The organism is Methanoregula boonei 6A8, from assembly GCF_000017625.1.
GTDB lineage: Archaea > Halobacteriota > Methanomicrobia > Methanomicrobiales > Methanospirillaceae > Methanoregula > Methanoregula boonei.
In genome coordinates, this window is the sequence record NC_009712.1 from 521,708 (window position 1) to 547,159 (window position 25,452).

General features: G+C 52.7%; 40 protein-coding genes. 27 read left to right on the top strand and 13 right to left on the bottom strand.

Features of this window, described 5'->3' with window-relative positions; translation table 11 throughout:
* Position 1: 1 nt before the first annotated feature.
* From MBOO_RS02800 to MBOO_RS02910, 23 genes are all read left to right on the top strand, one after another.
* The gene (locus tag MBOO_RS02800; protein WP_012106077.1) at positions 2 to 697 is read left to right on the top strand and encodes a 30S ribosomal protein S3; all 696 of its coding nucleotides are present in this window, start codon (positions 2 to 4) and stop codon (positions 695 to 697) included.
* A 3-nt stretch (positions 698 to 700) separates the two neighbouring features.
* Entirely contained in the window at positions 701 to 904 is a 204-nt protein-coding gene (gene rpmC / locus MBOO_RS02805) for a 50S ribosomal protein L29 (protein ID WP_012106078.1), read from the top strand.
* A complete protein-coding gene (locus tag MBOO_RS02810) occupies positions 901 to 1,167 on the top strand; it encodes a ribonuclease P protein component 1 (RefSeq protein ID WP_012106079.1) in 267 nt (88 codons plus the stop codon). Before rpmC ends, MBOO_RS02810 begins: the two co-directional genes overlap by 4 nt.
* A 17-nt stretch (positions 1,168 to 1,184) precedes the next feature.
* Complete coding sequence (locus tag MBOO_RS02815; protein WP_012106080.1) at positions 1,185 to 1,511, top strand: 30S ribosomal protein S17; 327 nt, start codon at positions 1,185 to 1,187, stop codon at positions 1,509 to 1,511.
* Positions 1,508 to 1,906, top strand: a complete 399-nt coding sequence (locus MBOO_RS02820; protein WP_012106081.1) for a 50S ribosomal protein L14 — start codon at positions 1,508 to 1,510, stop codon at positions 1,904 to 1,906. Before MBOO_RS02815 ends, MBOO_RS02820 begins: the two co-directional genes overlap by 4 nt.
* Before the next feature lie 11 nt (positions 1,907 to 1,917).
* The gene (rplX, locus tag MBOO_RS02825) at positions 1,918 to 2,283 is read left to right on the top strand and encodes a 50S ribosomal protein L24 (RefSeq protein ID WP_012106082.1); all 366 of its coding nucleotides are present in this window, start codon (positions 1,918 to 1,920) and stop codon (positions 2,281 to 2,283) included.
* Positions 2,283 to 3,008 carry a 30S ribosomal protein S4e gene (locus tag MBOO_RS02830; RefSeq protein WP_012106083.1) on the top strand — a complete coding sequence of 242 codons (726 nt, stop codon included), beginning with the start codon at positions 2,283 to 2,285 and terminating at the stop codon, positions 3,006 to 3,008. The genes rplX and MBOO_RS02830 overlap by 1 nt, the downstream gene beginning before the upstream one ends.
* A 5-nt stretch (positions 3,009 to 3,013) precedes the next feature.
* Positions 3,014 to 3,511: a 50S ribosomal protein L5 gene (locus MBOO_RS02835; protein ID WP_012106084.1), complete on the top strand. Its 498-nt coding sequence runs from the start codon at positions 3,014 to 3,016 to the stop codon at positions 3,509 to 3,511.
* Positions 3,512 to 3,667 carry a 30S ribosomal protein S14 gene (locus MBOO_RS02840; RefSeq protein ID WP_012106085.1) on the top strand — a complete coding sequence of 52 codons (156 nt, stop codon included), beginning with the start codon at positions 3,512 to 3,514 and terminating at the stop codon, positions 3,665 to 3,667. It abuts the gene before it with no gap.
* A gap of 14 nt (positions 3,668 to 3,681) precedes the next feature.
* Positions 3,682 to 4,074 (top strand): 30S ribosomal protein S8, encoded by a 393-nt coding sequence (locus tag MBOO_RS02845; protein WP_012106086.1) that lies wholly within the window; start codon positions 3,682 to 3,684, stop codon positions 4,072 to 4,074.
* 9 nt (positions 4,075 to 4,083) lie between these two features.
* Positions 4,084 to 4,608 (top strand): 50S ribosomal protein L6, encoded by a 525-nt coding sequence (locus MBOO_RS02850; protein ID WP_012106087.1) that lies wholly within the window; start codon positions 4,084 to 4,086, stop codon positions 4,606 to 4,608.
* An 8-nt stretch (positions 4,609 to 4,616) separates the two neighbouring features.
* Positions 4,617 to 5,357, top strand: a complete 741-nt coding sequence (locus tag MBOO_RS02855; protein WP_012106088.1) for a 50S ribosomal protein L32e — start codon at positions 4,617 to 4,619, stop codon at positions 5,355 to 5,357.
* Entirely contained in the window at positions 5,350 to 5,802 is a 453-nt protein-coding gene (locus MBOO_RS02860) for a 50S ribosomal protein L19e (protein WP_012106089.1), read from the top strand. The genes MBOO_RS02855 and MBOO_RS02860 overlap by 8 nt, the downstream gene beginning before the upstream one ends.
* A gap of 1 nt (position 5,803) precedes the next feature.
* Positions 5,804 to 6,328 carry a 50S ribosomal protein L18 gene (locus tag MBOO_RS02865; protein ID WP_012106090.1) on the top strand — a complete coding sequence of 175 codons (525 nt, stop codon included), beginning with the start codon at positions 5,804 to 5,806 and terminating at the stop codon, positions 6,326 to 6,328.
* On the top strand, positions 6,329 to 6,946 hold the full coding sequence (locus MBOO_RS02870) for a 30S ribosomal protein S5 (RefSeq protein WP_012106091.1): 618 nt from the start codon (positions 6,329 to 6,331) through the stop codon (positions 6,944 to 6,946).
* Positions 6,947 to 7,411: a 50S ribosomal protein L30 gene (locus MBOO_RS02875; protein WP_012106092.1), complete on the top strand. Its 465-nt coding sequence runs from the start codon at positions 6,947 to 6,949 to the stop codon at positions 7,409 to 7,411.
* Positions 7,412 to 7,415: 4 nt separating this feature from the next.
* Complete coding sequence (locus tag MBOO_RS02880) at positions 7,416 to 7,844, top strand: uL15 family ribosomal protein (RefSeq protein ID WP_012106093.1); 429 nt, start codon at positions 7,416 to 7,418, stop codon at positions 7,842 to 7,844.
* 25 nt (positions 7,845 to 7,869) lie between these two features.
* Positions 7,870 to 9,303 (top strand): preprotein translocase subunit SecY, encoded by a 1,434-nt coding sequence (secY, locus tag MBOO_RS02885; protein WP_012106094.1) that lies wholly within the window; start codon positions 7,870 to 7,872, stop codon positions 9,301 to 9,303.
* Between the two features lie 21 nt (positions 9,304 to 9,324).
* On the top strand, positions 9,325 to 9,897 hold the full coding sequence (locus tag MBOO_RS02890; protein ID WP_012106095.1) for an adenylate kinase: 573 nt from the start codon (positions 9,325 to 9,327) through the stop codon (positions 9,895 to 9,897).
* A gap of 24 nt (positions 9,898 to 9,921) precedes the next feature.
* Positions 9,922 to 10,533, top strand: a complete 612-nt coding sequence (locus MBOO_RS02895; protein WP_012106096.1) for a DUF106 domain-containing protein — start codon at positions 9,922 to 9,924, stop codon at positions 10,531 to 10,533.
* A gap of 2 nt (positions 10,534 to 10,535) precedes the next feature.
* The gene (cmk, locus tag MBOO_RS02900; protein WP_012106097.1) at positions 10,536 to 11,084 is read left to right on the top strand and encodes a (d)CMP kinase; all 549 of its coding nucleotides are present in this window, start codon (positions 10,536 to 10,538) and stop codon (positions 11,082 to 11,084) included.
* A gap of 192 nt (positions 11,085 to 11,276) precedes the next feature.
* The gene (locus tag MBOO_RS02905) at positions 11,277 to 11,705 is read left to right on the top strand and encodes a GNAT family N-acetyltransferase (protein WP_012106098.1); all 429 of its coding nucleotides are present in this window, start codon (positions 11,277 to 11,279) and stop codon (positions 11,703 to 11,705) included.
* On the top strand, positions 11,705 to 12,643 hold the full coding sequence (locus MBOO_RS02910) for a DUF2156 domain-containing protein (protein ID WP_012106099.1): 939 nt from the start codon (positions 11,705 to 11,707) through the stop codon (positions 12,641 to 12,643). The genes MBOO_RS02905 and MBOO_RS02910 overlap by 1 nt, the downstream gene beginning before the upstream one ends.
* A gap of 72 nt (positions 12,644 to 12,715) precedes the next feature.
* Here the strand turns inward: MBOO_RS02910 and MBOO_RS02915 are convergent, their stop codons facing one another.
* On the bottom strand, positions 12,716 to 13,321 hold the full coding sequence (locus tag MBOO_RS02915) for a MarC family protein (protein WP_157677575.1): 606 nt from the start codon (positions 13,319 to 13,321) through the stop codon (positions 12,716 to 12,718).
* A gap of 224 nt (positions 13,322 to 13,545) precedes the next feature.
* On the opposite strand from MBOO_RS02915, the gene MBOO_RS14120 reads away from it, so the two are divergent.
* The 3 genes from MBOO_RS14120 (at position 13,546) to MBOO_RS02930 (ending at position 15,482) form a co-directional block, all read left to right on the top strand.
* Complete coding sequence (locus tag MBOO_RS14120) at positions 13,546 to 14,133, top strand: rubredoxin (RefSeq protein ID WP_012106101.1); 588 nt, start codon at positions 13,546 to 13,548, stop codon at positions 14,131 to 14,133.
* A gap of 148 nt (positions 14,134 to 14,281) precedes the next feature.
* Positions 14,282 to 14,737: a hypothetical protein gene (locus MBOO_RS02925; protein WP_012106102.1), complete on the top strand. Its 456-nt coding sequence runs from the start codon at positions 14,282 to 14,284 to the stop codon at positions 14,735 to 14,737.
* Positions 14,738 to 14,873: 136 nt separating this feature from the next.
* Positions 14,874 to 15,482, top strand: a complete 609-nt coding sequence (locus tag MBOO_RS02930; protein ID WP_012106103.1) for a tetratricopeptide repeat protein — start codon at positions 14,874 to 14,876, stop codon at positions 15,480 to 15,482.
* Between the two features lie 104 nt (positions 15,483 to 15,586).
* Here MBOO_RS02930 and MBOO_RS14250 read toward each other — a convergent pair whose 3' ends face one another.
* Complete coding sequence (locus tag MBOO_RS14250) at positions 15,587 to 15,808, bottom strand: DUF2769 domain-containing protein (RefSeq protein WP_083756167.1); 222 nt, start codon at positions 15,806 to 15,808, stop codon at positions 15,587 to 15,589.
* A 246-nt stretch (positions 15,809 to 16,054) separates the two neighbouring features.
* Between MBOO_RS14250 and MBOO_RS02935 the strand changes: the two genes are divergently transcribed.
* Positions 16,055 to 16,519, top strand: coding sequence for a hypothetical protein (locus tag MBOO_RS02935; RefSeq protein WP_048068240.1), 465 nt, complete (start codon positions 16,055 to 16,057; stop codon positions 16,517 to 16,519).
* Positions 16,520 to 16,603: 84 nt separating this feature from the next.
* Here MBOO_RS02935 and mtrH read toward each other — a convergent pair whose 3' ends face one another.
* The 11 genes from mtrH to MBOO_RS02990 form a co-directional block, all read right to left on the bottom strand.
* Complete coding sequence (mtrH, locus tag MBOO_RS02940; RefSeq protein ID WP_012106105.1) at positions 16,604 to 17,641, bottom strand: tetrahydromethanopterin S-methyltransferase subunit H; 1,038 nt, start codon at positions 17,639 to 17,641, stop codon at positions 16,604 to 16,606.
* A gap of 15 nt (positions 17,642 to 17,656) precedes the next feature.
* Positions 17,657 to 18,397, bottom strand: coding sequence for a tetrahydromethanopterin S-methyltransferase subunit A (gene mtrA, locus MBOO_RS02945; protein WP_012106106.1), 741 nt, complete (start codon positions 18,395 to 18,397; stop codon positions 17,657 to 17,659).
* A gap of 11 nt (positions 18,398 to 18,408) precedes the next feature.
* Positions 18,409 to 18,609, bottom strand: coding sequence for a tetrahydromethanopterin S-methyltransferase subunit F (locus tag MBOO_RS02950; RefSeq protein WP_012106107.1), 201 nt, complete (start codon positions 18,607 to 18,609; stop codon positions 18,409 to 18,411).
* A 5-nt stretch (positions 18,610 to 18,614) separates the two neighbouring features.
* Positions 18,615 to 19,340, bottom strand: coding sequence for a tetrahydromethanopterin S-methyltransferase subunit A (mtrA, locus tag MBOO_RS02955; RefSeq protein WP_012106108.1), 726 nt, complete (start codon positions 19,338 to 19,340; stop codon positions 18,615 to 18,617).
* A gap of 1 nt (position 19,341) precedes the next feature.
* The gene (gene mtrB / locus MBOO_RS02960) at positions 19,342 to 19,635 is read right to left on the bottom strand and encodes a tetrahydromethanopterin S-methyltransferase subunit MtrB (RefSeq protein WP_012106109.1); all 294 of its coding nucleotides are present in this window, start codon (positions 19,633 to 19,635) and stop codon (positions 19,342 to 19,344) included.
* Between the two features lies 1 nt (position 19,636).
* On the bottom strand, positions 19,637 to 20,488 hold the full coding sequence (mtrC, locus tag MBOO_RS02965; RefSeq protein ID WP_012106110.1) for a tetrahydromethanopterin S-methyltransferase subunit MtrC: 852 nt from the start codon (positions 20,486 to 20,488) through the stop codon (positions 19,637 to 19,639).
* Positions 20,489 to 20,497: 9 nt separating this feature from the next.
* Positions 20,498 to 21,331, bottom strand: a complete 834-nt coding sequence (gene mtrD / locus MBOO_RS02970) for a tetrahydromethanopterin S-methyltransferase subunit D (RefSeq protein ID WP_012106111.1) — start codon at positions 21,329 to 21,331, stop codon at positions 20,498 to 20,500.
* Positions 21,328 to 22,233 carry a tetrahydromethanopterin S-methyltransferase subunit E gene (gene mtrE, locus MBOO_RS02975; RefSeq protein WP_012106112.1) on the bottom strand — a complete coding sequence of 302 codons (906 nt, stop codon included), beginning with the start codon at positions 22,231 to 22,233 and terminating at the stop codon, positions 21,328 to 21,330. Before mtrE ends, mtrD begins: the two co-directional genes overlap by 4 nt.
* Positions 22,234 to 22,648: 415 nt before the next feature.
* Positions 22,649 to 23,152, bottom strand: a complete 504-nt coding sequence (locus MBOO_RS02980) for a hypothetical protein (protein ID WP_012106113.1) — start codon at positions 23,150 to 23,152, stop codon at positions 22,649 to 22,651.
* Between the two features lie 231 nt (positions 23,153 to 23,383).
* Complete coding sequence (locus MBOO_RS02985; RefSeq protein ID WP_012106114.1) at positions 23,384 to 24,913, bottom strand: HD domain-containing protein; 1,530 nt, start codon at positions 24,911 to 24,913, stop codon at positions 23,384 to 23,386.
* Between the two features lie 6 nt (positions 24,914 to 24,919).
* Positions 24,920 to 25,309 carry a hypothetical protein gene (locus MBOO_RS02990; RefSeq protein ID WP_012106115.1) on the bottom strand — a complete coding sequence of 130 codons (390 nt, stop codon included), beginning with the start codon at positions 25,307 to 25,309 and terminating at the stop codon, positions 24,920 to 24,922.
* Between the last annotated feature and the right edge of the window lie 143 nt (positions 25,310 to 25,452).

The following is a 25,452-nucleotide window of genomic DNA, read 5'->3' on the forward strand; positions in this document are numbered from 1 at the left end:
CATGGCCGTTGAAAGGAAATTTATTGCAGAAGGCGCCCGCAAGGCCCGGGTTGAGAAATATCTCACCAAAGAGCTCAAGCGCGCGGGGTTCGGCGGCATGGATATTGCCCGTACCCCTCTGGGGACGCAGGTCACCATCTTCGCGGAAAAACCGGGGATCGTGATTGGGAAGGGTGGCAAGCTTGTTCACCAACTGACCCAGGATCTTGCCCAGAACTACGGTGTCGAGTCACCGCAGATCGAGGTTCAGCAGGTCCAGAACCCCAGCTTCAACGCTCAGATCATGGCAGAGAGGCTGGCAAACGCCCTTGAACGCGGCTGGTACTTCCGTAAGGCAGGTTCCAGCATCATGCGCCGGGTCATGGACTCCGGAGCACTGGGCTGCGAGGTTGTTATCGCCGGGAAGCTCACCGGTGCGCGTGCCCGTACCCAGAAATTCACCGAAGGCTACATCAAGCACTGCGGTGAACCGAGCAACACCATCGTGGAAAAGGGCTACGCTATTGCCATCAAGAAGCTTGGTGTCATCGGAGTTCAGGTCAAGATTGTTCCCGCAGACGCAAAGATGCCTGACCACTTTGCGATTATCGAGCAGGAAAAGAAACTCCCTGCTCCGAAGACCACAGTCACAGCGGTCATCGAGACTGACAATGAAGAGCCCGCCCTTCCTGACGAGAACATTGACGAGGAGGTGTGAGACATGGCCATCTTACGTGCACACGATGTCAGCCAGCTCACCGATGTCGAACTGCAGGAACAGATGGGTAAACTCCGGATGGAGCTTGTCCAGCACTACGGCAAGGTCAGCGCCGGTGGTGCAACCGAGAATCCCGGTCACATCCGGGAACTCAGACGCACCATTGCACGCCTGATGACCGAGAAGAATCGCAGGAGCCGCGTATGATCTCCTGCCAGAACGTCACCCGACACGAACTGATTGGGCTTGATGTTCTGGTAGCCGGCGCCACAAACCCCCTTCACCAGGGAGTAAGCGGACATATCATCGATGAGACAAGGAATCTTGTTGCCATCAGGACGCAGGTTGGAATAAAGAAGATCCCCAAAGCGGGATCTCTATTCCGCCTTTCTCTTCCTGACAACACCCTTGTTGAGATACATGGATCCGCACTGATACTGGCTCCGGAAAAGAGGCTCAAGCGAGCGTAAACAAAGAGGATACCATAATGGCACAAAACATTGGATTGAACGTTCAGCCCCCAAAGCAGGAGTGCAAGGACGTTAATTGTCCGTTCCACGGCACTTTACCGGTGCGCGGCCAGGTGATCACCGGTAAAGTCGTGAGCGACAAGATGATGGGAACGGTCGTAGTTGCCCGGGATTACCTGCACTATGTCCGGAAGTACAACCGGTACGAGAAGCGCATCTCGAAGCTTCACGCCCACAACCCGCCCTGCATCCAGGCAAAGGTGGGAGATCTCGTGAAGATCGCTGAGTGCAGACCGTTATCGAAGAGCACGACGTACGTCGTTGTCGAGGTGCAGCAGCCATGAAGGCAAAGCAGTCCAAGACGCCGAGGGCGCTTGCGACTGGAACCAAGCTGACTTGCGCCGACAATACCGGCGCACGGATCGTACAGATCGTCTCGGTCTTCGGCTACCATGGGGTTCGCCGGCGTCAGCCCAAGATGGGCCTTGGGGACATCGCGACGGTAACCGTGAAGAAGGGCACGCCCGACATGAGGAAAAAACTAGTCCGGGCTGTCGTCATCCGCCAGAAAAAGGAGATGCGCCGCCCCAATGGACTCCGCGTTTCCTTCGATGACAACGCTGTCGTTGTTGTGGATGAGAAGAACGAACCCAAAGGAACCGAGATCAAGGGGCCGGTTGCCCGTGAAGTAGCAGAGCGGTACCCGAAGCTCGGGTCGATGGCTACCATCATTGTGTAAGGTGAGAACGAATGGTAAGGATTGAAAGTTCACAGCCGCGCAAACAGAGAAAGGCACGGTATGACGCTCCCTCGCACATGAGGTCCAAGTTCCTTAATGCACCCCTCTCGGCAACGCTCCGTGAGACCTACGAAAAGAAGACGATTCGGGTCATCAAGGGCGATACAGTCAAGGTTACCCGCGGGGACCATGTCGGCGAGGAAGGAATCGTTGACGGGATTGACACCCGCAACGTGAAGATCATTGTTCACGGGGTCTCATCAACCAAGGTAGATGGTACCGAAGTCCCGCGCCCGATCGATGCATCCAAAGTCGAGATCACCAAGCTCAAGCTTGATGACAAGCGCCGCGTTGAAAAACTTGGGGGTAAGGAGTAATGTCAGATCATTTAAAGAGACTCAACGCGCCGGACTCGTGGCATATCACAAAGAAGACCACGAAATTTGTTGCAAAGACCGCGCCGGGCCCGCACAATGCAAATGCCATGCCCGTTGCGGTCTGGCTCAGGGATCAGCAGGGTCTTGCCCGCACCATGAAGGAAGTCAAGCAGATCCTTAAGCAGAAGGATGTTGTTATTAACGGCAGACCTGTTCGCGACCCCAAGATGGGTATCGGCATCTTCGATGTTATCGCCCTTCCGCGGATCGGCAAGTACTTCCGTGTACTCAGGGATCTCAAGGGCCGGCACAAGACCGTTGAGATCGATGCGGAAGCAGCCCAGAAGCGGCTCTGCAAGATCGAGAACAAGACGATTGTTCCCGGTGGAAAAGTCCAGTTAAACCTCAGGTACGGGGCAAACATCATCGCCGACAATACCTACAAGTCAAACGACTCGGTTGTTATCTCGCTCAAGCCTGAGGACCGGTTTAAGATTCTCGAGCACTATCCGTTCGTTGCCGGCAACATGGCAACGATTATAGGCGGCCGGCACTCCGGCAAGGTGGCGCGGATCATCGAGATCATCAAGACCCCGGGGAGCGTTCCCAACAAGGTGATTCTCGAGGATGAGAAAACCAAGGAGCGGTTTGACACCATCACTCCCTATATCTACATGATCGGAAAAGAGACCGTTTCAAAAGCCAGCTGGGGGCTTGACCAGTGACCGCAATGCGCGATGTCCACATCGACAAGGTTGTGGTTCACATGGGCGTTGGCGAGAGTGGTGAAAAACTCGTCAAGGCCGAGAACATCATGAAGACGATCACCAAGCAGACCCCTATCCGCAGCGTTGCAAAGATGACTCAGCCGGCGTTTAACATCAGGAAGGGCGCCCCGATCGGATGCAAGGTCACGCTCCGCGGCAAACCGGCAGAGGACTTTATCAAGACCTCCTTAAACATCGTCAACAAGACGATCTTCGAGAGCCAGTTTGACAAGAGCGGGAACTTTTCGTTTGGTATCGAAGAGCATACGGATTTCCCCGGTATGTCCTACGATCCGCAGATTGGGATCTTCGGGATGGACATCAACGTCGTGCTCGAAAGGAACGGCATCAGGATCACCCGCCGGAGAATGCAGAAGAAAAAGCTTCCCGAGAAACAGCGCGTGAAAAAAGAGGATGCAATTGCGTTCCTCAAGAAGGAATATTCCGTGGAGGTGCGCTAAATGGGCGGCGAAAGGAAGAAAATCTACGGTCGCGGTGCAAACGAGTGCAAGATGTGCGGGCGCAAGCAGGGCCTTGTCCGCCGGTACCACATCATGTTCTGCCGGCAGTGCTTCCGTGAGTGGGCACAGAAGATGGGCTTTAAGAAGATGAACTGAGGAGTGACTGCACCATGACACGATTAAACACTATCGCAGACGGGATGAGTGCGTTAAAGAACGCAGGTGACACCGGCAAGTCCGAGGTTACTATCGAACCCGCAAGCAAGCTCCTCGGCGCGATGCTGCGCATCATGCAGGACGCCGGCTACATTGCCGGTTTCGAATTCATTGAGGATGGCCGCGGAGGCCAGCTCAAGGTGCATCTCACTGGAAAGATCAACAAATGCGGCGCCATCTGCCCGCGTTTCTCGGTCCAGCTGGATGAGATGGAATACTGGGAGAAGCAGTACCTGCCCGGCAAGAACTTCGGGCTCATGATCCTTTCCACCTCGCACGGCGTTATGTCGCACGTGCAGGCCCGCAGGGAAGGAATCGGCGGCGAACTGCTCGGGTACGTCTACTAGGGGTGAATCATGGCAAGCGTAAGAAAAGTCAGGATCCCCGACGGCGTCAAGGTCAAGCTCGAGCAATCGCAGCTCACCATCACCGGACCCAAGGGCGCACTCGTCCGCAGCGTCCGGTTCCCGCAGGTCAGTGTGACCTGTGATGGCAAGGAGATCACGATCGCTACCGAGTCCGGCCGCAAGGAAATTACCGCTATGGTCGGGACGTTCGAGGCGCACGCAAAGAACATGTGCCGGGGCGTCACGGATGGATTTGAGTACCGCATGAAGGTAGTATACAGCCACTTCCCTATCCAGCTCAAACTGCAGGGCCAGAGGCTCGAGATTGCCAATTTCCTGGGAGAGAAGAAAGCCCGGTACGCCGATATCGCTGAAGGTGTCATCGCCAAGGTGGCAAACGACGAAGTCGTGCTGACCGGCATTGACCGCGAAAAGGTAGGAAATACCGCGGCAAACATCGAACACGCCACCCATATCCGTAACCGGGACCCGCGGGTTTTCCAGGACGGCATATACATGGTACAGAGGGGCTGAACTGAACAATGACAACTGAAACCAAGCGACTGATCCGTGTGCGCACCGAGAAGGGTGCCGTCTTCAAGCGCCACGGGTTTGGTACAAAACCACAACTCTCCGATTCATGGAGAAAGCCCCGTGGACAGCACAACAAACAGCGAGAGCAAAAAAAGGCTAAGGGAAATCTTCCCAAGCCCGGCTTTGGCAGCCCGATTGCGGTGCGCGGCATGCACCCCAGTGGGTTTTTTGAAGTGCTGGTCTTTACGGAAAAGGATCTCGAAAACCTTGACGTGAAAACCCAGGCGATCCGGATATCAGCCGGCGTCGGGGCACGCAAGCGCAAGGCCCTCCAGGAGAAGGCCGCCGCGTCGGGTATCAAGATCCTCAACGCCCGCGTGATCAAGGAACGCGTTGCCGAAGAAAAGCCGGCTGAGCCGGCAAAAGAAGCGGCAAAGGCAAAGAAGGACGCAAAGGAAAATCCGGCAAAGAAGAGTGCTTCCAAGGTGACCTCCTCAAAAAAGAAAGGCACCGAAGAGAAGAAGCCGGTGAAATCTGCCCCATCCAAGGCCAAGCCTGCAGCAAAGGAAACTGAAAAGAAGGCAGAAAAAGCCGAAAAGCCCAAGGCAAAGGAATCTGCAAAGGCACCTGCCAAAAAGCCCGCGGCAAAAGAAGCCGAAAAGAAGCCTGCCACAGCTGCAAAGAAATCCCCGGCAGAGAAGACCGCTCCCAAGAAAAAGTCCTCGTCAGGAGTGAAGAAGAATGAGTGATGTCGCCAGCCAGAAACGCATCGCAGCATCGATCCTAAAGTGCGGTGTCAACCGTGTCTGGTTCGATCCCGAGCGTCTCTCCGATATCCAGAATGCAATCTCCCGCGAGGACCTGCGCGGGCTTATCACAGATGGTGCCATTAAAGCGCACCAGAAGAAAGGTGTGAGCCGCGGCCGGGCACGTGTGCGGACCGCACAGCGGGCATACGGCCACCGCAAGGGTGCCGGGAAACGGAAAGGTGCGCAGGGCGCACGGACCCCGAGCAAGCGCTCGTGGATCCAGAAGATCCGCGCCATCAGAAAAGTTTTGGTCACGCTCCGTGACGAAGGCACTATCGACCGGCACCTGTACCGGGTACTCTACCGCAAGGCAGCCGGTGGACAGTTCCGGAGTGTCGCACATATGAAAGCACAGATGGAGATCATTGCCGGGAGGCTGAAGTAACATGGCGACAGGACCACGGTATCTAGTCGCTTTCCGCAGGCGGAGAGAAGGCAGGACCGATTATTACCAGAGAACCAAGCTCGTTGTCGCCGATGCACCCCGTATGGTGGTGCGCAGGACCAACCGCCACATCATCGTCCAGCTGGTTACTGCCGAAATGGAGGGGGACAAGACGCTGGTGTCGGCCAACTCCGCTGAACTTGAGAAGTACGGGTACACCGGGGCTACGGCGAACACTCCCGCAGCATACCTGACCGGCCTGCTCTTTGCCGCAAAGGCCAAGAAGGCAGGACAGGACAGTGCAATCCTCGATATCGGCCTTAACCGGGCCACCCCGGGTGCGCGGGTTTTTGCTGCGCTCAAGGGTGCCGTTGACGGCGGTCTTGAGATCCCGTACGGTGAGAGTATCCTCCCCTCCGAGGACAGGCTCAAGGGAGAGCACATTGCCGCCTACAACGAGAAGGCAGGCGATATTGTCAAGAATGTCGAGCAGGTGGCAGCCGCCATAAAGAAGGAGCTGGTGTAAATGGCATACGAAAAAGCAGAGTGGCGCCCGGTCACCGGTCTTGGCAAGCAGGTTGCCTCGGGGGAGATCAAGAGCATTGATCAGGTTCTCGAGAGCGGCAGGCCGATCAAGGAACCCGAGATTGTGGACATGTTCCTCCCGGATCTCGAAGACGAGGTTCTTGACATCGCCATGATGCAGAGGATGACCGACTCGGGCCGCCGTGTCCAGTTCCGTGCCGTAGTAATTGTCGGCAACCGGAACGGGTACATTGGCTTTGGCCAAGGTAAGGACGTTCAGGTCGGTGACGCTATCAAGAAGGCGATCACCAAGGCCAAGATGAACCTTGTCAAGGTTCGCCGCGGATGCGGCAGCTGGGAATGCGGGTGCGCGGTTCTGCACTCTATACCGATGCAGGTGGAAGGGACGGCCGGCAGTGTCCGGGTCACCCTCAAGCCCGCCCCACAGGGTATCGGCCTTGTTACCGGTGATATCAGCAAGAAAGTGCTCGAACTTGCCGGGATCAAGGATGCGTGGACGTTCGCGCGCGGACAGACCCGTACCACGATCAATTTCGCAAAGGCAACGTTCAACGCATTAAAAGAGACCAACATGATCCGCACCGGGAGGTCGGAGTAAATGTACGCAGTCGTGCAGGTCCGCGGCGTGGTCAACACGCGCAAAGACATCAAGGACACCTTAAAGATGCTCCGTCTGCACCACATCAACCACTGTGTGCTGGTGGCAGACACCCCGGAAAACCTGGGTATGATCCGCAAGGTCAAGGACTATGTTGCCTATGGGGAAGTGGACGCAGCGACACTTGAGACCATCCTTAAGACACGTGGTCGCGTAATCGGTGATGACCCCTTAACGGACGAGTATATCAAGTCGAATTCATCGACCTATAGCAGCATCGTCGAGTTTGCACAGGCACTTGCCAAGGGGGAGTCCCGGCTCCGCGACATTCCCGGCCTCAAGCCGGTCCTTCGTCTCCACCCTCCGCGCAAAGGTTACAAGACCACCAAGCGTACATTTGTTCAGGGTGGAGCGCTTGGCTATTATGGTCCGGAGATCAATACTCTCCTCTACAAGATGAGGTGAAGAGATGCCAACCAACAAACGTTCAAAATACCGCGGATCGCGGACATGCGGCGGAGGTACCCATAAGAACCGCCGGGGTGCAGGTAACCGCGGCGGAAGGGGCAGGGCAGGTATCAATGCCCACCACTTCGTCAAGTGGTACGTAGAGATGGGAGGCCCGGTCTTTGGAAAGGACGGGTTCTTCCATAACCCCGCCACTTCCGTCTCCGCCATGGATGTCGGGATTATCGACCAGATTGTGCCTTCGCTTCTGGCTCAGGGAATTGCCAAGCAGGAAGGAGATGCGGTTGCCATCAACGCTGCTGACATCGGCATCGAAAAGGTGCTGGGCAGCGGCAGGGTGATCCGGAAACTCAACATCTCCGCAGCTGCGTTCTCTGCCCAGGCAAAGGCAAAGATCGAAAAGACCGGTGGAAAGGCACAGGTCATCTGATCATCCGTAATTTTTTGGTGAAATAATGGGAGATCTGCTGGATCGAATGGAACCCATTCTTGCTGCGATGCCCGCAGTCAAGAGCCCTGAGGGCCATGTCCATTTCAAGAACAAGCTGTTGTGGACTCTGGGAATCTTAATTCTGTATTTTGCGCTTACGAATATTCAGCTGTTCGGGCTTGCCCCCTCATCGCAGGATCTGTTTACTGCCTGGCGGGCCCTGCTTGCCGGTGCCAACGGATCGATTGTTTATCTCGGTATCGGGCCGATCGTCACCGCATCCATCGTCCTCCAGCTCCTGAAAGGTGCAGATATCCTGCATATTGACACGAGCGAGGCCCGTGGTCAGGTCATGTACATGGGTCTCCAGAAGATCCTTATCCTTGTCATGATCGTGATCGAGGCCGCACCCAACCTCATCGGCGGGTTTATGCAGCCCGATCCCACTATCGCGGCGCAGTTCTTCGGGGGCAACCTCTTTGCGGTTTCGCTCCTCATCTTCATCCAGATCTGTATCGGTGGTGTCCTGATCTTCCTCATGGATGAAGTGGTCACCAAGTGGGGTATCGGATCCGGTGTCGGGCTCTTCATCATTGCCGGGATCTCCCAAGCCCTTGTCAATGGTTTCATCAACTGGACCGCTGTCAGCGACCCCTACCCGGTCGGGTTCTTCCCGCGCCTTGTGGCGGTGGTGCTTGATGGTGCAAATTTCCTCCAGTATTTTGGGACAAACCTTCTGGCATTTGCAACCACCATCATCATCTTCCTCATCATCGTGTATGTAGAATCCACCCGCATTGAGATCCCCCTTGCCCATGCCCAGGTAAGAGGTGCGCGGGCCCGGTTCCCGGTCAAGCTGATCTATGCCAGTGTTCTGCCGATGATCCTTGTCAGGGTGCTCCAGGCAAACATCCAGATGATCGGTATGTTCCTGTCCAATATCGGCATCACTATCCTTGGTAAATTCAATGGCCAGACTCCCCAAGGCGGACTGATGTACTTCCTTGCGCCGATTAACGGCCCCACTGACTGGATGTGGTGGACAACGGACCTTGGTCATGCGCCCTGGGAGGTTCTCCTCAGGATGGGTATCGATACGACCTTCATGGTGGTGGGCGGAGCAATCTTTGCACTCTTCTGGATCAAGACCGCGGGTCTTGATTCAAAGGATGTGGCCCGGCAGATCCAGCTCTCCGGCATGTCGATCCCCGGTTACCGGCGAAATCCCCAAGTGCTGGAAAAGTACCTGGACCGGTACATCCCCCGTGTTACAATCATCGGTGGGGTCTTTATTGGTATCCTCAGTGTAGTGGCAAATCTGTTTGGTGTGATCGGGGCGGTGAGCGGAACCGGCCTGCTCCTGACGGTGAGTATCACGTACCGGTTGTACGAGGAGATCGCCAGCCAGCAGATCATGGAGATGTATCCGTTCATGCGGACGTTCTTTGGTAAAGAATGATAAAAATGAAGGGAATTGGGAATGGCAGGGAAAAAGGTCATTATCACGGGTGTGCCCGGGGTCGGCAAGACCACGGTTATCAATGAGGCGTTAGCGAAACTCAAAAGCGAAGGGGTGGATTACCAGCCCATCAATTTTGGCTCATTCATGTTCGAGGTAGCCAAAAATGAAGGGCTTGTGGCAAACCGCGACCAGATGAGAACGCTTGACCGGGCCGATCAGAAACGGCTCCAGCAGCATGCGGCCCAGGCGATTGCCAAGATCCCCGGTAACGTCATGATCGATACGCACGCCTCGGTAAAGACCCCCAAGGGATATCTTGCCGGACTCCCCGAGTGGGTACTGCGCGAGCTCATGCCCGATGTCATTATCCTTGTCGAGACAGACAACGACCAGATCCTTATGCGGCGCCTGACAGATGATACACGTAACCGTGATAAGGAAGGTGCCCGGTCCATTTCTGAACACCAGGAATTTAACCGGTCGATTGCCGCGGCCTACGCTATGATGACCGGATGCACCATCAAGATCATCATTAATTCCGACCACCTGCTTGACTTCGCGGCAGCAGAGATGGCCGATGTCCTACGGTAATTACTCTCGTTAAGGTGGCCTCGCATGGACTTTGGGAAATTCTGGGAAAAATACGGATTGTACGTTGCGCTCCTCTTCATGTTTGTCATGATGTGGACCTACACGGTTCCCTGGCTGCGCACGGGAGTCGGGAAAGGGATTGACGGGGTCTTTGCCCCGGTTGTTACGGAGTTCAACATCCCGTTCTTTATCCTGATTGTGATCCTCTCTGCTTTGACCGGTCTGTACTCTTCCATTATCCAGAAGTACACGATCGATTACGAACGGATGACGGAAGTCCAGGACCGGATGAAGGAGTTCCAGAAGGAATACCGGGAAGCCATGCTCTCCCAGGATGAAAAGCGGATCAAGAAGCTGGATGTAAAAAAGGACCGCATGATGAAAGAGCAGCTCGAGCTCTCCCAACAGCAGTTCAAGCCCATGGGCTATATCCTTGTTCTTACGGTCCCGATCTTCTTCTGGCTCCTGTACCGGCTCCAGGAGGCCACCACAACCATCACCCTTCCGTACTACGGAACCCTCAGCCTCACAGCGCCCCTTATCTGGGTCATCCCCGTCTGGATGGTCTGGTACATGATCTGTTCGATAACCATCAGCCAGGTGATAAGGAAGTCCCTTAACATCGGGGGGATCTGATTTTGCGGATCACCGTGAGCGGGCTTCCCGGCAGCGGGACCACCTCGCTCTCACGGTACCTTTCCGAGCGCTACGGCTTTACCATGATCTCAGCCGGCGAGGTTTTCCGGCAGTGTGCAAAAGAGCACAACATGGAACTCGCCGAGTTTGGCCGTCTTGCAGAAAAAGACCCGGCCTATGACAAGATGATCGATGCCCGGCAAAAAGAGATTGCCGAGAAAAGCGACAACATCATTGTCGAGGGCCGGCTTTCGGGCTGGATGGTGGAGAATGCGGATCTCAAGATCTGGCTCTTTGCCCCTATTTCCTGCCGGCTCGACCGGATCGTATTCCGCGACCAAATTGCCGATGTGGAAACGGCAAAGGCCATCACTCTTGAACGCGAACACTGCGAGGCAATCAGGTACCAGCAGTACTATTCTATCGATATTAACGATCACTCGGTTTACCATCTTATCCTCAATTCAGAGCACTGGGGAGTCGATGATCTTGGAAAGATTGTCGCCGCTGCGATAGACCAGCTCAAAAAGACACCTTTTGCAGCCTCTTAAAGACCGTGCAGATATTTCGGGAATATCCCGTCGGAATTCAGTATCCCCTGTCTTTTTAGGATTTTTTTGGTACGCACGTGATCGGGCAGCGCTGTGATTCCTGATACTTTATTTCAGGAGGGTTACCGACCCTTATTTGTAGTCCCGGCGGAAATACCGGTTAACAGTTTTTTCATTCGAGGCAGCGGGGAAATGAATTCAGATTATGAGATCCGGGTCGATCTTGCCAGCATATGGGACCCGGCTGATATCGTCGCCCTGTACCGGGCCGGGGGATGGTGGAAGGATGAATACGATCCCGGCGAGATTCCCCGGCTTATCCGTGGCAGTTTTGCATTTGCCGTTGCCGTTGACCCGGCAAAGGGAAAAGCTGTCGGGATGGGCCGGGTGATTTCTGACGGTGTTTCCGATGCGTATGTCCAGGATATCGTTGTGCTGCCGGAATACCGGAACCGGGATATCGGCACCCGGATTGTCGCGCTCCTGCTTGAAACCTGTCAGAGAGCCGGTCTTACGTGGATTGCCCTTATTGCCGAGCCCGGATCCGAGGTGTTCTACCTTCCGCTCGGGTTTTCCCGTATGGTGGGGCATGTTCCCCTGATCTATCGGGGTGAGGCCTGATGCTTTCCCAGGAGGATTTCCGCCCGGTAACGCTTGCCGACCGGGCATTCTTCGAACGTCATTATGCGCGCTATCCGCAGAGCCACAGCGACAACACGTTCACGAATATGGTCTGCTGGAATCACATCGCCCAGTACCGGTATGCGTATGTGAACGGGAGCGTGATCCTGGCAAGCACGCTCTTTGGGGTAACCCGTTTCCGGCCACCCATCGGACCCCGTGACCCTGACCTCATGAGGGATGTAATCCGGTTTGCAATGGAGTTTGCCGACGATACTCCGATGGTACTTATCGATCCGGAAACTGCCCGGTGGATGAAAGAACTTGATCCCTCCCTTACCCTTGTCCCGGACCGGAATCACTCCGAGTATGTCTACCTCGCATCGGACCTTGCCGAGCTGCCGGGAAAACACTATCTCAAGATCCGTAACCAGATCAACAAATTCCGAAAGAACTGTTCACACACGATCGAGCCAGTTACGGGTGAAAACCGGGAAGAGGTGATGCAGTTCCTGGTAAAGTGGTGCGAGTGGAAGGGGTGCGAAAACGATCTCGTCCTTGCCCACGAGAAAGATGCGGTCTTTTATGCGATTGAGCACTTCACCGAACTCCCCCTGCGGGGCCTGATGATCCGGGTTGACTCCCAGGTCGCTGCCATCTCCCTGTTCGAGCGCCTCAACGAGGATACGGCGCTTGTCCACTTCGAAAAAGGGCTCCCGGACTGCGAAGGGATCTACAAGGCTGTAAACCAGGCAACCGCTGCCCTTCTCGTCCATGAGGTAAAGTACATCAACCGGGAAAGCGACCTCGGTGTAGCCGGCCTCCGTGAGGCAAAATTACGGTACCATCCTCACCATATGGTCGATGTCTGGTCCCTCAAGAGTAAAGAGGATGCATCCGCGTCAAACCGCACTTCTCTTCAGGTATCCGAATTGTAAATCCACGGAAATACCGGAAACAGGCTGGCGACCCTTTTTTTAGCCTGTCTAAACAAGGTCGGGAAAATCCCTTCAGATATGGATGGACAGGCCAAGGGTCCCGATAATCCCGGAGAAGATAATCTTGACTGCGATACCTGCAACAAGCATCCCCAGTACCCGCCCCATAATATCTGTAATAACTGTCCCGAGGATATTCTGGATAGCGGCTGAATAATAGAGGATAACCCAGGTTGCCGCAAGCGAGAGGGATATGGCAATAAAGGGAATGAGAATACCGTAGTCATTGGAAAGGAGCATTACCGTTGTAATTGCACCCGGCCCGCAGAGAAGAGGCGTTCCTATAACCACTCCGGCAGCGGTCGGGACCTGCTCTTTTGATTTGCAGAGATCGATACCCAGTGCCATCTCCATCCCCAGCAGGAACAGGAGGATACCGCCGGCAATCTGGAACGTGGAGAGAGTAAGGCCAAGTACAGAGAAGATCGCGGTGTTGAAGACAAGGAAAATATACATCAGGATGCCGGCAACGGCGACCGCGATGAATGCCTGCTTGTGGATCTCCCTCGCGGACTGCCCCTTGGTCATACCCGCAAAGATCGGGACTGACAGGATCGGATCGAGGATGATAAAGAGGGCTGCAAACGCATAGATAATTCCGGAAATAATGTCAGTCATATCAATACTTCTGATCATGGGCTTTTTTTACGGATAAATTCAGGGGTTTTCCCTCTGCGGGAAAGCCCGGGAAGACTGTTTATCCCCGATCTCGAATTTTTTATGCCGTCCTGTTTTGCATCATTCATAATATATATTACCCGGTAACGGCTATCCTCCGTGAGAACGGGTGTTCTGAGGCCAAAGGAGAGGCGCGGTCCGGACTACCCGATCGGAGAACACCTATGCCAGGAACAAGGAAGAGTACCGGTTCTGCCGGAAAAAAACCAGCATCGCGGGCAAAACCCCCGGCCACATCATCGGCCCGGCCAAAGAAAGCAGCGGCGGCAACAACTACTGTTGCTGCAAAGAAGAGTCCTGTTGCAAAAAAGACCAAAGCCGGCTCAGCAAAACCGGGAACAAAATCCCCGGCAAAAAAGATCCCGGCGTACAAACTGAAGCGGTACCGGTGCAGGCTCTGCGGCTATGTGTACTCGCCGCTCCGCGGGGAACCACATAACGGTATCCCGGCAGGTACCCCCTTTGAAGACCTTCCCGAGGATTACGTCTGCCCGGTCTGTGGGTACGAGGGCAGGGGAAAGATTGGGAAATGGGGTTTTGACGAATGGGCTCCCACCCGGTACATCTGCTCCATCTGCGGGTACGTGTACGATGAGAAACGCGGCGAACCGCACCGGGGCATCAAACCCGGCACAAAATTTGACGACCTTCCGGATGATTACAAATGTCCTGTCTGTGCCCAGGATCCCAAGATCAATGTCCAGTTCGGAAAAGTACTCAAGCAAGGATTCGAGCCGCTCTACACGGGGTAGAGACACTGGGACGTCTCCCTGTCCAAACTCCTTTTTTCTTTTACCCCGTGTAAAATCCCGGGTGTGAACGGCGTATCTTAATATCTTATACATCCATGCTGAATGTGCATACATAAACGCGCACGATCCCACGTGTGCGGGGTGCCAGATGCACAACAGTCAGGATCCGGTGATGCAGCAGAAACGCGAGGTGCTCGCCCGGTTCCTTGGCGTAGGTACAGCTGATCTCCGCGTCTCGAACGGGCACCTGTACGGGTTTAAGGCATTTTTCTATGGTAATGATGCTGCATACCTGGTGCTCTCTGATGCAGAGGCCACCAGGGCGGCAGAAAACTCCGTGCAGGAAAAGCTCTGGCTGATCTGCCTGGAATCCCTCTTTGCCTATTTTGATATCGATTCCACACCTCCGGATCTGGTAGGAAAGATAAAGACAAAGGAGATCCGGCAGGCAAACGAGGAGATCAAAAAGCTGATCCATCACACCTGCGGGATGGAGCCGCTCAAAAAACGGATGCTTGCCTTTGGCAACCGCAAGAACCTGCTTGCCGATTACGATCAGGCCGAGCATTACCTGGACGGTTTTTTCATATACCGGTTGTATTGATTACTGTCAGCCTTAGATGTACCCGCTGCGGCGGGGGCTTCGCATTACTGTCAGAAGCGCGGGCCGTCTCTTTCCTCTATGACCATTCACCGGCCATTTTATTATGAATGGGACACAGGTTCTCTATTGATACGATATGGACACTGCGGCCCTGCTTGAGGAAGCGCATCGACTTGCCCGGATCGGGCGGTACAACGAAGCCCTTGCGGAATATGATAAGGCTCTTGAATCCGACCCTTCGAATACCACGGCCCTTGAGCGGAAAGGCGGGGTCTTTTATGCTCTTGGGAGGCACGAAGATGCCCTCGCCTGCTATGACCGTGCACTTGCGATAAACCCCCACCTCCTGACAACGTGGTACGAGAAGGGGTATACCCTGCGCAAGATCGGCCGGTACGTGGAAGCGATCACCTGTTTTGAGCAGGCACTTGCCCTTGACCCGGAGTACATGCTCGCCCTTGCAAACAAAGGGTACGCATTAAACGAACTCGGGCGGTTCGACCAGGCGCTTGCCTGTTTTGAGCGCCTTCTTGAAACGAGTCCAAGCAATATCCGGGCGATGACGGCAAAGGGCATTGCCCTGACAGGTCTCGGGCGTAACAAGGAGGCACTCGCCACGTTCGACCAGGCAATCGGTCTCAATGCGATCAATTCCTTTGTCTGGCAGCACCGGGCCGAGGCCCTGCGCAGGCTTGGGCGGACAGCGGAAGCCGAAGAGAGCCTCCGTCATATATCCGGAACATAATCCCGGATAGAACGAAGGCCGCGCACAAAAGAACCGGTTTTTCCTTTTTTGATCAAAGGCAAAAACCGATAATTTACCGGAGATTGTTGTTAACCGGCAAAAAATTATTTGTGTGTGTCATCAAATTTTTGGGATTTGTCACTGCCTTTCGTGCAGAATTGCATGTGAGATACCCCTGCTTGTTTCCCAAGATCGCAGGTCGGACATTTACAATTCTTGGATACAGAGAACTGAAAGCTTGATCCATGCGAGCAATAGGAATTTTCATTTGCCGTTTTCGCGCCATTGGTAAACGACGTGCATGTGTTACAGATACATGAAGCCATTGTTTTCCTCACCTACTCTCCCGATGTCATAACTGAGACAACGGGTATATGTTTCAGAAACGACAGGTTGGCTGAAACATGAAGAGAAATTTAATTATAAATATTTAAATTCAGCTTATTTTTATTACAGCATTTCTTTAATTAACTTAATTCACAAAACAAAATATTTATTATTCAATGATAAAATAAATTAAAATAATATTGTAAATTATCTTTATGTTGTGATGTGAACATCTCAACGATAGTATGGAGACCACCCATAAAATCCAGATTTCAATCTCTGCACTTATTCTAGCCATTGCTATTGCATCTTTTCTTTTTGGCTCAGGTGCCATGACCCGGCTTATGAGTACCGGTCCTCCTGCACAAATCTCCCAGAATGCTACAGAGAAAAACATAATTGTGGGTGTGTGGCAACTAAACTCATCGAGCCATTCTCCGGATAAGGACAAAGATCAGGATCCGGACCAAGATCAGGTCCGTACCAATTTGGTGGAAAACTGGACATTTTATCCGGATGGGACATTTGCGGAAAGCCACACTTCAGTGGGCAGCGATATGCCTCCCATTTACGACAACGGGATATGGACGTATCTGGGTAACAGCAGTTATGTTGTTTCAATGAATGGAGAAGAGATGCATCTGATCAGAACAGGAAACATTCTGACAAATGAAGACGACCAGTGCGTTTTCAACCGGATCGAATCCTGAATTATGCATACGAACACACTTCTGACAGACTCCATTCCGCCAAAACGTCCGCAAAAAAAAGTTTGATACCCGGTTGTCCGGGACTCAGATGAGTTTAAAGATGGGGTGGCTTTCTGATTTGCATTCAACGCCGAGCTGGCGGGTGGCCTCAAGGACCGTGATATCCGTATAGGCCTGCGCGGTGATCATTGCTTCGACGTTTTCGATAGGTCCGTACATAATGAGGTCGGCACCGAGCGTGCTTGCAATCATGTTGCAGCCGATATCGGGTGCGGACCAGGCTGCCTGCCTCATACCGTCCATGCCGCCAATATAGTGGTGGCCCATCTGTTCGAGGAGCGCATCCTTGCCCTTGTAGCCTGCTGCCTGAACTGAGGGAGTCTTGCTTGTTCCCTTCCAGCGCTTGAGCCAGGTCCAGGAGACCGTCATGTTGTGGTATGCACCACCGGTTGGCAGGCCGTGGATCGCTTTGCAGGCGAGGATCTCACGGTAGGAACCACCGGAGCCAAGACCGAGCGGGGTCGCTGCGGTATCGAGGATCGGGCGGGTGATACCGCACTCTTCTGCGATCTGGAGCATACCCTTGGTCTGTCCTGCGACACCGCCTTCGGTGAGCACCTTTTCACGGCCGGCAACGGACGGGTCGCCGGGGTTGAACGCGAGCACAATGGCTGCGTCAACGTCACTGTTCTTTAAGGCCTCGACGTTCTCGGGCGGGATCGAACCGTTGATCGAGTTGTAGATCGCACGGTGTGCAAGCCCGACCTCGGTCACATACTTGCATGCGTGAGCGAGCGCCTTGGGGGCTGACGAGTCCATCAGGAACGCAGTCTTGTTGTCGATGCTGTCGAACCAGCTGAAATAGCTCTCGAATGCCTCTCCGTATTCCGCAATGATCTGGATGAAATGCGGAACACCGGTCAGATCAGAGAGTTCCTGACAGCGGTTCCAGAGTGCCTCTGCCTTTACCTTGTCGATCTTTCCCGTGTGGTCGTCAAGGACAATCTCCTGCTTGTTGTAGAAGATCGAAGCACCTAATACGGTCGGGTATTCGCCAGGCTGGCCACCAATTTTGGTGCCGTTGAAGTCCCAGACCTTCTGTTCTTTCTCAAACTTGAACATGTTTATTACACCTCATTACACCAATGCCATCAATTTCTGGAGCATGAACAGCAGCATGACAAATACGACAAGTCCAGCGACGAGGCCGTACAGTATGCCGATATCTCTCCCGATCTTTCGTCCAACACGCTGTGCCACTTCAGCATCCACGAACTCGAGTCTCTTCTCGATCTTGTCGAGTCTCTTCTCGATCTCGAGGAACTGGGGGTTTGCCCCCGCTGCAGCGACTTCAGCACCGCCGGCTGCTGCTTCCTTGACCTCTACAACGAGGGGGTCAGCGGCGAACGCGCCGGGGTCTTTGGCCTTGAGTTCATTGATCTTGGCCTTGATGGCGTTCAGGTCCTCGGTCTCCATGATATTGACAATGGAAACCTGCTCCTGGAAGCGCTTGATAGCCGCGTCATTGAGATTTTCAATGAAGGGGATAGCGCCTTCGGCACCGACGATTCTTCCGTCTTTGACACCGCCCTTGTGGAGGGCTACAAGAGACTGGGCCGAAAGGTGGCCCTTGACTTCGGTACCACAGAGGAGCACGAACCTGATGTTGGGGTTGGCGATGTAGTTGGCGATGACCTTTTCCAGGCCGAGATTCTCGGTCTTACAGGAACCGCACATCGCAGCGCCGGCATCGCAGATACCCTGTTCATCGAGGTGGGATCCCATGGTGATAACAGCGACTGGGCTGTTTGCATCTCCGGAGTGGAAGTCGCCTTTGACAAGCGGCCATCCAGTTGCGGGTGATTTCTTATCTGCCATTTGTCTTCACCTCAGATCAGTAACGCCGGCACCACGATCAGGATCACCGCGACGAGCAGTCCCGCAACAAATGCGATAAGGCCGTTTGTTGAACTGGCCGACTCGACTTTGTTGGTTCGTGCAAGGATCTGCGATTTATAGCGGACGTTCTCGACCATATTGTCGATTGCGACCATCCTGACTGGTCCTGCAGATTTTTCTTCTTCTGCCATCTTTTTCACCCCACCCACATGAATCCGATCAGGGCAAACGAGACGATCAGGCCGATCATAAGCCCCTCGATCTTCCCTGCATAGACACCAGCGGCAAACCTGTCGCGGTACCCGATGTCAGTGACCATCTTCTCGATGACCTTGATGCGTGCGGTAATGAGTGCCATCTCGCCGGAGATCGGGCGGACTTCCCCGCCTGCCTCTTCGCCACCGCCGGCTGCTGCTTCCTTGACCTCTACAACGAGGGGGTCAGCGGCGAACGCGCCGGGGTCTTTGGCCTTGAGTTCATTGATCTTGGCCTTGATGGCGTTCAGGTCCTCGGTCTCCATGATATTGACAATGGAAACCTGCTCCTGGAAGCGCTTGATAGCCGCGTCATTGAGATTTTCAATGAAGGGGATAGCGCCTTCGGCACCGACGATTCTTCCGTCTTTGACACCGCCCTTGTGGAGGGCTATGAGAGACTGGGCCGAAAGGTGGCCCTTGACTTCGGTACCACAGAGGAGCACGAACCTGATGTTGGGGTTGGCGATGTAGTTGGCGATGACCTTTTCCAAGCCGAGGTTCTCGGTCTTACAGGAACCGCACATCGCAGCGCCGGCATCGCAGATACCCTGTTCATCGAGGTGGGAACCCATGGTGATAACCGCAACGGGGCTGTTTGCGTCCCCGGAGTGGAAGTCGCCTTTGACAAGCGGCCAGCCGCTTGCCGGTGATTTCTTGTCTGCCATCTTAGCTCACCTTGATCAGCTGGAATGCAATGACTCCTGCAACGAGTAATCCGATGGCAAGACCATACCAGAAGGCGTTGATGCTGCCGCCGATAGCAAGTGTCTTCTCACGTCCCGGGAAGGATGCAACATAGTTTCCTTCGCCTGAGAGCATGTTGACGAGATCGTCTGCCGAGGCCTCAAGGATTGCTACCTTGTCAAGGACCGGGGAGAGCGATTCGCCTGCGGTTGTCACGATACCGACAACCGGGTCGGCAACCAGGCCGAATTCCGGGAGAACAACAACATATCCCATGTTAGTGTCCCTCCACGTCCGGAATCGGTTTTGAGTCAAGCCATGCATATGCATCGCGCTTCGAGAGCCTGATGTACTCACAGTAGGTGTATACCCAGCCGATGAGTGCAATGATCAGGGATATGATCGCTGATCCGGCACTGACGAGTGCAAACGACATGATAGCTGCCACAATCATGGAGAGGAATCCGCATTCTGCGGTGAGCATGAGCATCCGGTCCTGTTTCCAGCCGGGTCCCAGGCACGCGTTGAACGGGTGCTGGATTGCAATTGAGCCGAGCAGGAATGCAACTGCCGTCAGTCCGCCACCAATAAACGAGAGCTGGTAGCTGGGCATGGACAGTGCGCCAAACAGGGTTACGGATCCCGTGGTCAGGCCGGTGAATGTGAAGCTGCCGGTGATAAGGACGGCAAAGCCCATGATGGTGAGAGCACCGACAATCGCAAGCTCGGTAAGAGCCTGGATCATGGCCGGGATCTTCATGTTGAGGACCTCATTTGCGAGGTACCCAAGGATGAGCCCGATGACCGCTGCAAGGACGAGTGCAACGATGGGTGCTGCAACGCCGAACTTGGTTGCAAGGAGCATTGCTATGACACCGGAACCGAACGCAATCATACCTGCCGAGGGAACACCGGTACCGATACCGTAGCTGCACAGCACCTTGATGGTGTGGCTTCCCCAGATGAGGGCTGCGACTGCCGCAAGGCCGCCAAAGAACGAGAACATCTCGGTGTTGGTGAGCACATTGAGATAGGAGAGGTACAGGCACACAAGCGTAGCGATGACTCCTGCGATGAGGATCTTGTTGTGCGGGACGCCTCCTTCGATTACTTCAACTTTTACGGTCATTTCAACACCTCAAAACGTGACGATGAGGATCGCCACAAGACCGCAGAGTGCCGATGCAACCGCGGATGCAACAACCGACCGTGGCCAGCGCTTGAACTTGGGGTCGTGCGGGCCCTCGATGGTTCCGGTGATGTTGTATGCGGTCAGCACCGAGTTTACAAGGAACATGCCGATGGCAAAGATACCTGCTGTGGCAACTGCGATCGGGAGTGCCTGTGCAGCGGAGATGCTCATGATGTTCGGGAGCGTTGCCTTGTACAGGCTGAGAAGCTCGAGATAGATGAGCGTGCCGCCTGCACCGCCGAGAACGCCGCCGAGAACGCCGCCGACAAAGGAGACGAACGGCAGGCCATGGCCTTCGGTACCCTGCGACTTGTATTCAGGCTGGGAGTCCCCGGTGATCGGGTCCTTTAATACCTTGCCTGAAGCTGCGGGAATGCCCATGCCGAAGATGTACACGAAGTTGACCATCATACAGGTGATGGCCATCATCATGCCGCCGCCGACACCGCCCGTGATAATGGCGATGACAAATCCCTGGTCAGCTGCCCAGGCGCCTCCGAAGAGTCCGGCAAGCCCTGCACCTGCTGCGAGCATGGCGACACCGGTTGCGATACCGGGTGCCTGGCCCATTGCTGCGGGTGCGCCGCCGACCGGCACGAAGTGGACGCCGAATCCGATCAGGACGCCGCCGATGACCACGCCGATCAGGGCCATGAGGCCGAGACCCGGTGAGACCACGTAGGCGATCCCGAGCAGGATGATGAGCATGACGATACCGATCACCATGGCGGTGGGGTTTATTGCCGAGCCTGCTGCCGGCTTTGCTGCTACTGCGGTCATGGTGCTGCCTCCTTTACGGGTGCAGTGTAGGGACCGTAGTTCTTGCGTGCCCAGACCTCGATGTACCGGTCAACGACCGTGAAGACGAGGATGATCAGGACACCGACGATGATTGCGCCCCAGCCTGCTCCGATCTTGTCAAAGAGGATGGTACGCCAGAGTTCGAGGAATACGATCAGGCCAAAGCAGAGACCCGATGCGGGGCCGCCAAACTTTGCGGTGAAGAACCCGTTGTCGATTGAGTTGCGCTCTCCGGCTTCAGCATACCGGACGATATTTCCTGATGCTGAGATCGGGACACCGGCACCGAACTTCTGGTTCTGGTACTGGCGTTCCTTGCCGTAGTACGGGTTGCCTGTTGCTGACCCTGCTGCCCCGAGGGTGATTCCCCAGATGAACCCGAGCAGCGGCAGCGGGAACGGGTGTCCCAGCGCGACGTTGATCAGGTAACAGATGGTGACGGTACAGAAAACTGCTACAAAAGCATGAGCCATGGCAACCGTTGTCATGGACTTTAAGATGTCCACGTAGACCGGCTGGCCAAACTTGGAAAGGCTTGCTGTCCTGCCCAGGTATGCGGTTGTCGCATAGATTCCCTGAACGAAGACTGCAAGAAGAGAGCCCAGGACAATCGCGAGGACCGCGTTGATCTGCATAGCGAGAAACGCCCATGCAAGTCCTGCTCCCAGAGCACACCACAGGCCGTACGCTGGGGGTTCGCCTGCAACCGCCTTGTTGAAGATACGGTGCACGAATCCCATCTGCGGAGCGAGCTGAACCTGTGAGTTCGGGTCTCCCTGCGACCCGATGTTGGATTCAGTGTCTTCCGCGGAACCGGCTACGGTGGCAAGGGCTCCTGCCAATGCAGTAATTCCAATGCCAAATACAATATTATCTACCATTTAGCCTCCTCCCTGCGTGATTTTTACACGAGAGTATTCAAAATGCAATGCCACGCACATCGAGTTAAACTCTTAAACTCTTTGTGGTCATGGTAAAATTAGTGAGATCTTGATTAAAAGGTTTCGAAATCACATTCGGGAAAATCGGGGTATTTAAAGCCCGAATTATAAAATTGGGGGCAGATTACGGATTTTTGGGTCATGTGAACTTTCGTTAATGAAAGACAGGTTGTTTTGGGGGCAAGCAGTCTTGTTCAGTCCGACGAAGCAGAGTTCGACAGGGAAGCCGGAGTGCAGGGCCGGGCGGGTTGCACTTATTTAGATAGTGCATTGGCCCGGTCCGGGCTGGGCCGGTAACTCTTCGGGAAAGGTGCATTTGTTCTCCTCATCTCTAGTGGACTGGCGGGGAGTACTATCATCCCAGTGCCGGGACGCTGTCCGCCCAGTTCTCGATCCGGGTCCTGATCCTTTCGTCTTCGTACGACGAGAGGGTGACCTGCCGGCGGGAGAGGTTGACGTAGTAGATCTCCCCGGTTGGGTCGTGGCAGCGGAGTGTTGCGGAATAGCTGTCTGCGTCCGGGGTACGGACCGGGTTCCCTTTATGGGCGGCGGTGTTGGCGGTGTTTGCGAGCAGCGCAACGACACCGTCGTTGAATCCCGCAACGGTATTGTAGGTCTCTGAGGCAACGCCAACGGTCTTTGCCGTGCTGTCCCGGTAAGCGATCCGCGCCGTGTAGGTCTCGCGGACTTTTTTTACGGGCGCCTGGTGTCCGTTCCGCGTCATGTATGCGGAGCAGCCGAACGGGTTATGCACGATGACGGACTGGACAATGGCGTTTAAGACGCCGATGTCCGGGATGGGCCCGGCCAGCATCCGGATGGCACATTTCACGCTGTGGTTCTGTACAAAGTCGGCCATGGTTGTTTCACCTCCTTTTTTGGTTCTTTTCTTCCTGTTTGTCTCGGGCGCCCTTTGACACGGAATTATGAGCAGTCTTAGCATATATGCTTGCGAAAGGCTTTGGATCCGGGGCAGGAAAATGGCAGATTTGAGGATCCGGGCGGTTTGGTGTGCGGAGAGTGTAAAAGGGGAGGGATTGGGGAAATTAAAATAGATCTGTAATAGTCTCTTTAGTATTCAATTTTCAATCTACAATCCTATTCCAAAATCAGATAAATCGCGTGAATCTTTTTTATATTCAAATGTAATTTTTGCATCTTTTGTTGCAAATTCGTTAAATTTTAAACCGAACTCCTCTTCAAACAGTTCTATCCCTTTATCCTGTGCACGTTGTCGATATTTTTCATTAGAAAAAATATGGCCCTTCCATTTATTGGCAAGATACGATTCTAACCATCCAGTTTTTATATCTTCGCTAACAGCGACAAAGCCATCATGAAGTTTTATTATTTTTTGATCTAACTCCCCCAATTTTGGAGTTTTTGGTAAATCTATTGCAACATCAAACTGAGTACAATTCTCTCCTATTCTTTCAATCAAATTTTGGTTTAAATTTAACATATCTTGCGGCTTTTCGGAATATTTTATCAAATCTAAAAATAGATCTTGGAAATTATCTGTTCTTTTTCTATCAATCGTTTTGGGAGATATTACCAGAGACCGTTTAAAAATTTTTCTCATTTTGATAGATTTACATAAATTTGAAGTTTCAGTATCGCTTGATGCAAAATTCAAAATGTCATAATCATCAATTAACAAAAAATCTAATGGTGATTTTATAGTATGGCCAGAAATTTCCTTTTTCTCTCTAACAATTTTCCGTAATAAGGGAATGATCATATAGTCAATAGCCCGAACTTTTTGATGAAGATATATTGAATAATTTAACATAATTTTTGCAATTAGAATTTGTTCTAATGGCATCAGCCCTTTTTCGTTTACGATTAATTTTCTTTTCATACCATCAAAACAAGAAATTTTGTCTACCCCTAACGACAGTAATAAACGATCTATTCCAAGGGCTAATTTAACCCCTGTAAAGTTACTATCTCTTGCAATGTAATCTAATTTATCTGCGTCACATTGGCCGTTAATTAAATCCGCCAAATATTGATCATCCTTTGGATTATCTACTTTTCCAATGATATAATTTGCAATATTACTTGGTGAGATATCAATTTTGTAATGTTTGTTTAATTCCGCAAAAAAATTTTGAAATTTTTCGGTCTGTAACATTTTATATGCTAATAATTCGTGTGGTTTGCAACCTTCTTTAATTGCTTCTTTCTCTATCGGTTCATATTCGCTCATTATTATCTCAGAAACATGGGAGAATGGACCATGCCCAATATCATGTAATAACCCCGCAATTCGGAGTTCAATATAATTGTTTTTCCTAATATTGCGATCTCGTATATGCTCTAATTGATGATTCTCTTCAAGTGATTTGAACATTTTATCTACCATTATTGATACGCCTAAAGAATGTTCAAATCGAGTATGGCGCGCTGTTGGGAATACGCTGTAAGCTAATCCCAATTGTGAAATATATCTCAATCGTTGTACAATTGGTGTATCGATTATCGCGATTTCGTAATTTTCGAATTGATGTGTTCCCGTTTTTGCAAAATGAACCACTTTGGATTCTATAATGTTTGGAACTGCAATGGAGTTATAGGTCTTATTTACTAATGTATTGACTTCATCAAGTAAAGTCATAAAAGATCATGAAGATAATTGATGGCCAAGATCTTTGAGAATTGAAAGATCCGTCGAATCGATTTTTGGTTGAAGATTTTGTTCAACGTAGTTTTTCGAGTTTTCTCTAATTTGAATCTCAGAAAAATCTGGATTTTCCGTTTTTATAACTCTGGAGATTTTTGCTCTATGGATAATCCTCTCAAGTAGTTGAGAATATGGATAAGTACCATTCATTCTAAAATTAAATTCTTCAAATAATTCAGGGTGCACTTGTTTTGCTTTATAGATGATAGTATGCAATTTTTCATCATTAAATGTGAAATGAGTATTCTTGCGCTCTTCAAAGGCATATTTCAAAATAATTCGTATTTTATCATCTGGAAATATCCTTGTTTTATCAATTGCTAAAACCATTGTATACAGTCTCTTTTTATTGAATTCTAAACAAATAGTATTTAATCATTATTATTTGTTTTTGGGCTTTCTTCATAGGTAATACTGACAGATCCTGAATGTCTAAATCGATTTTGGCATCCCCTCATTTTAATTTTGTTTCA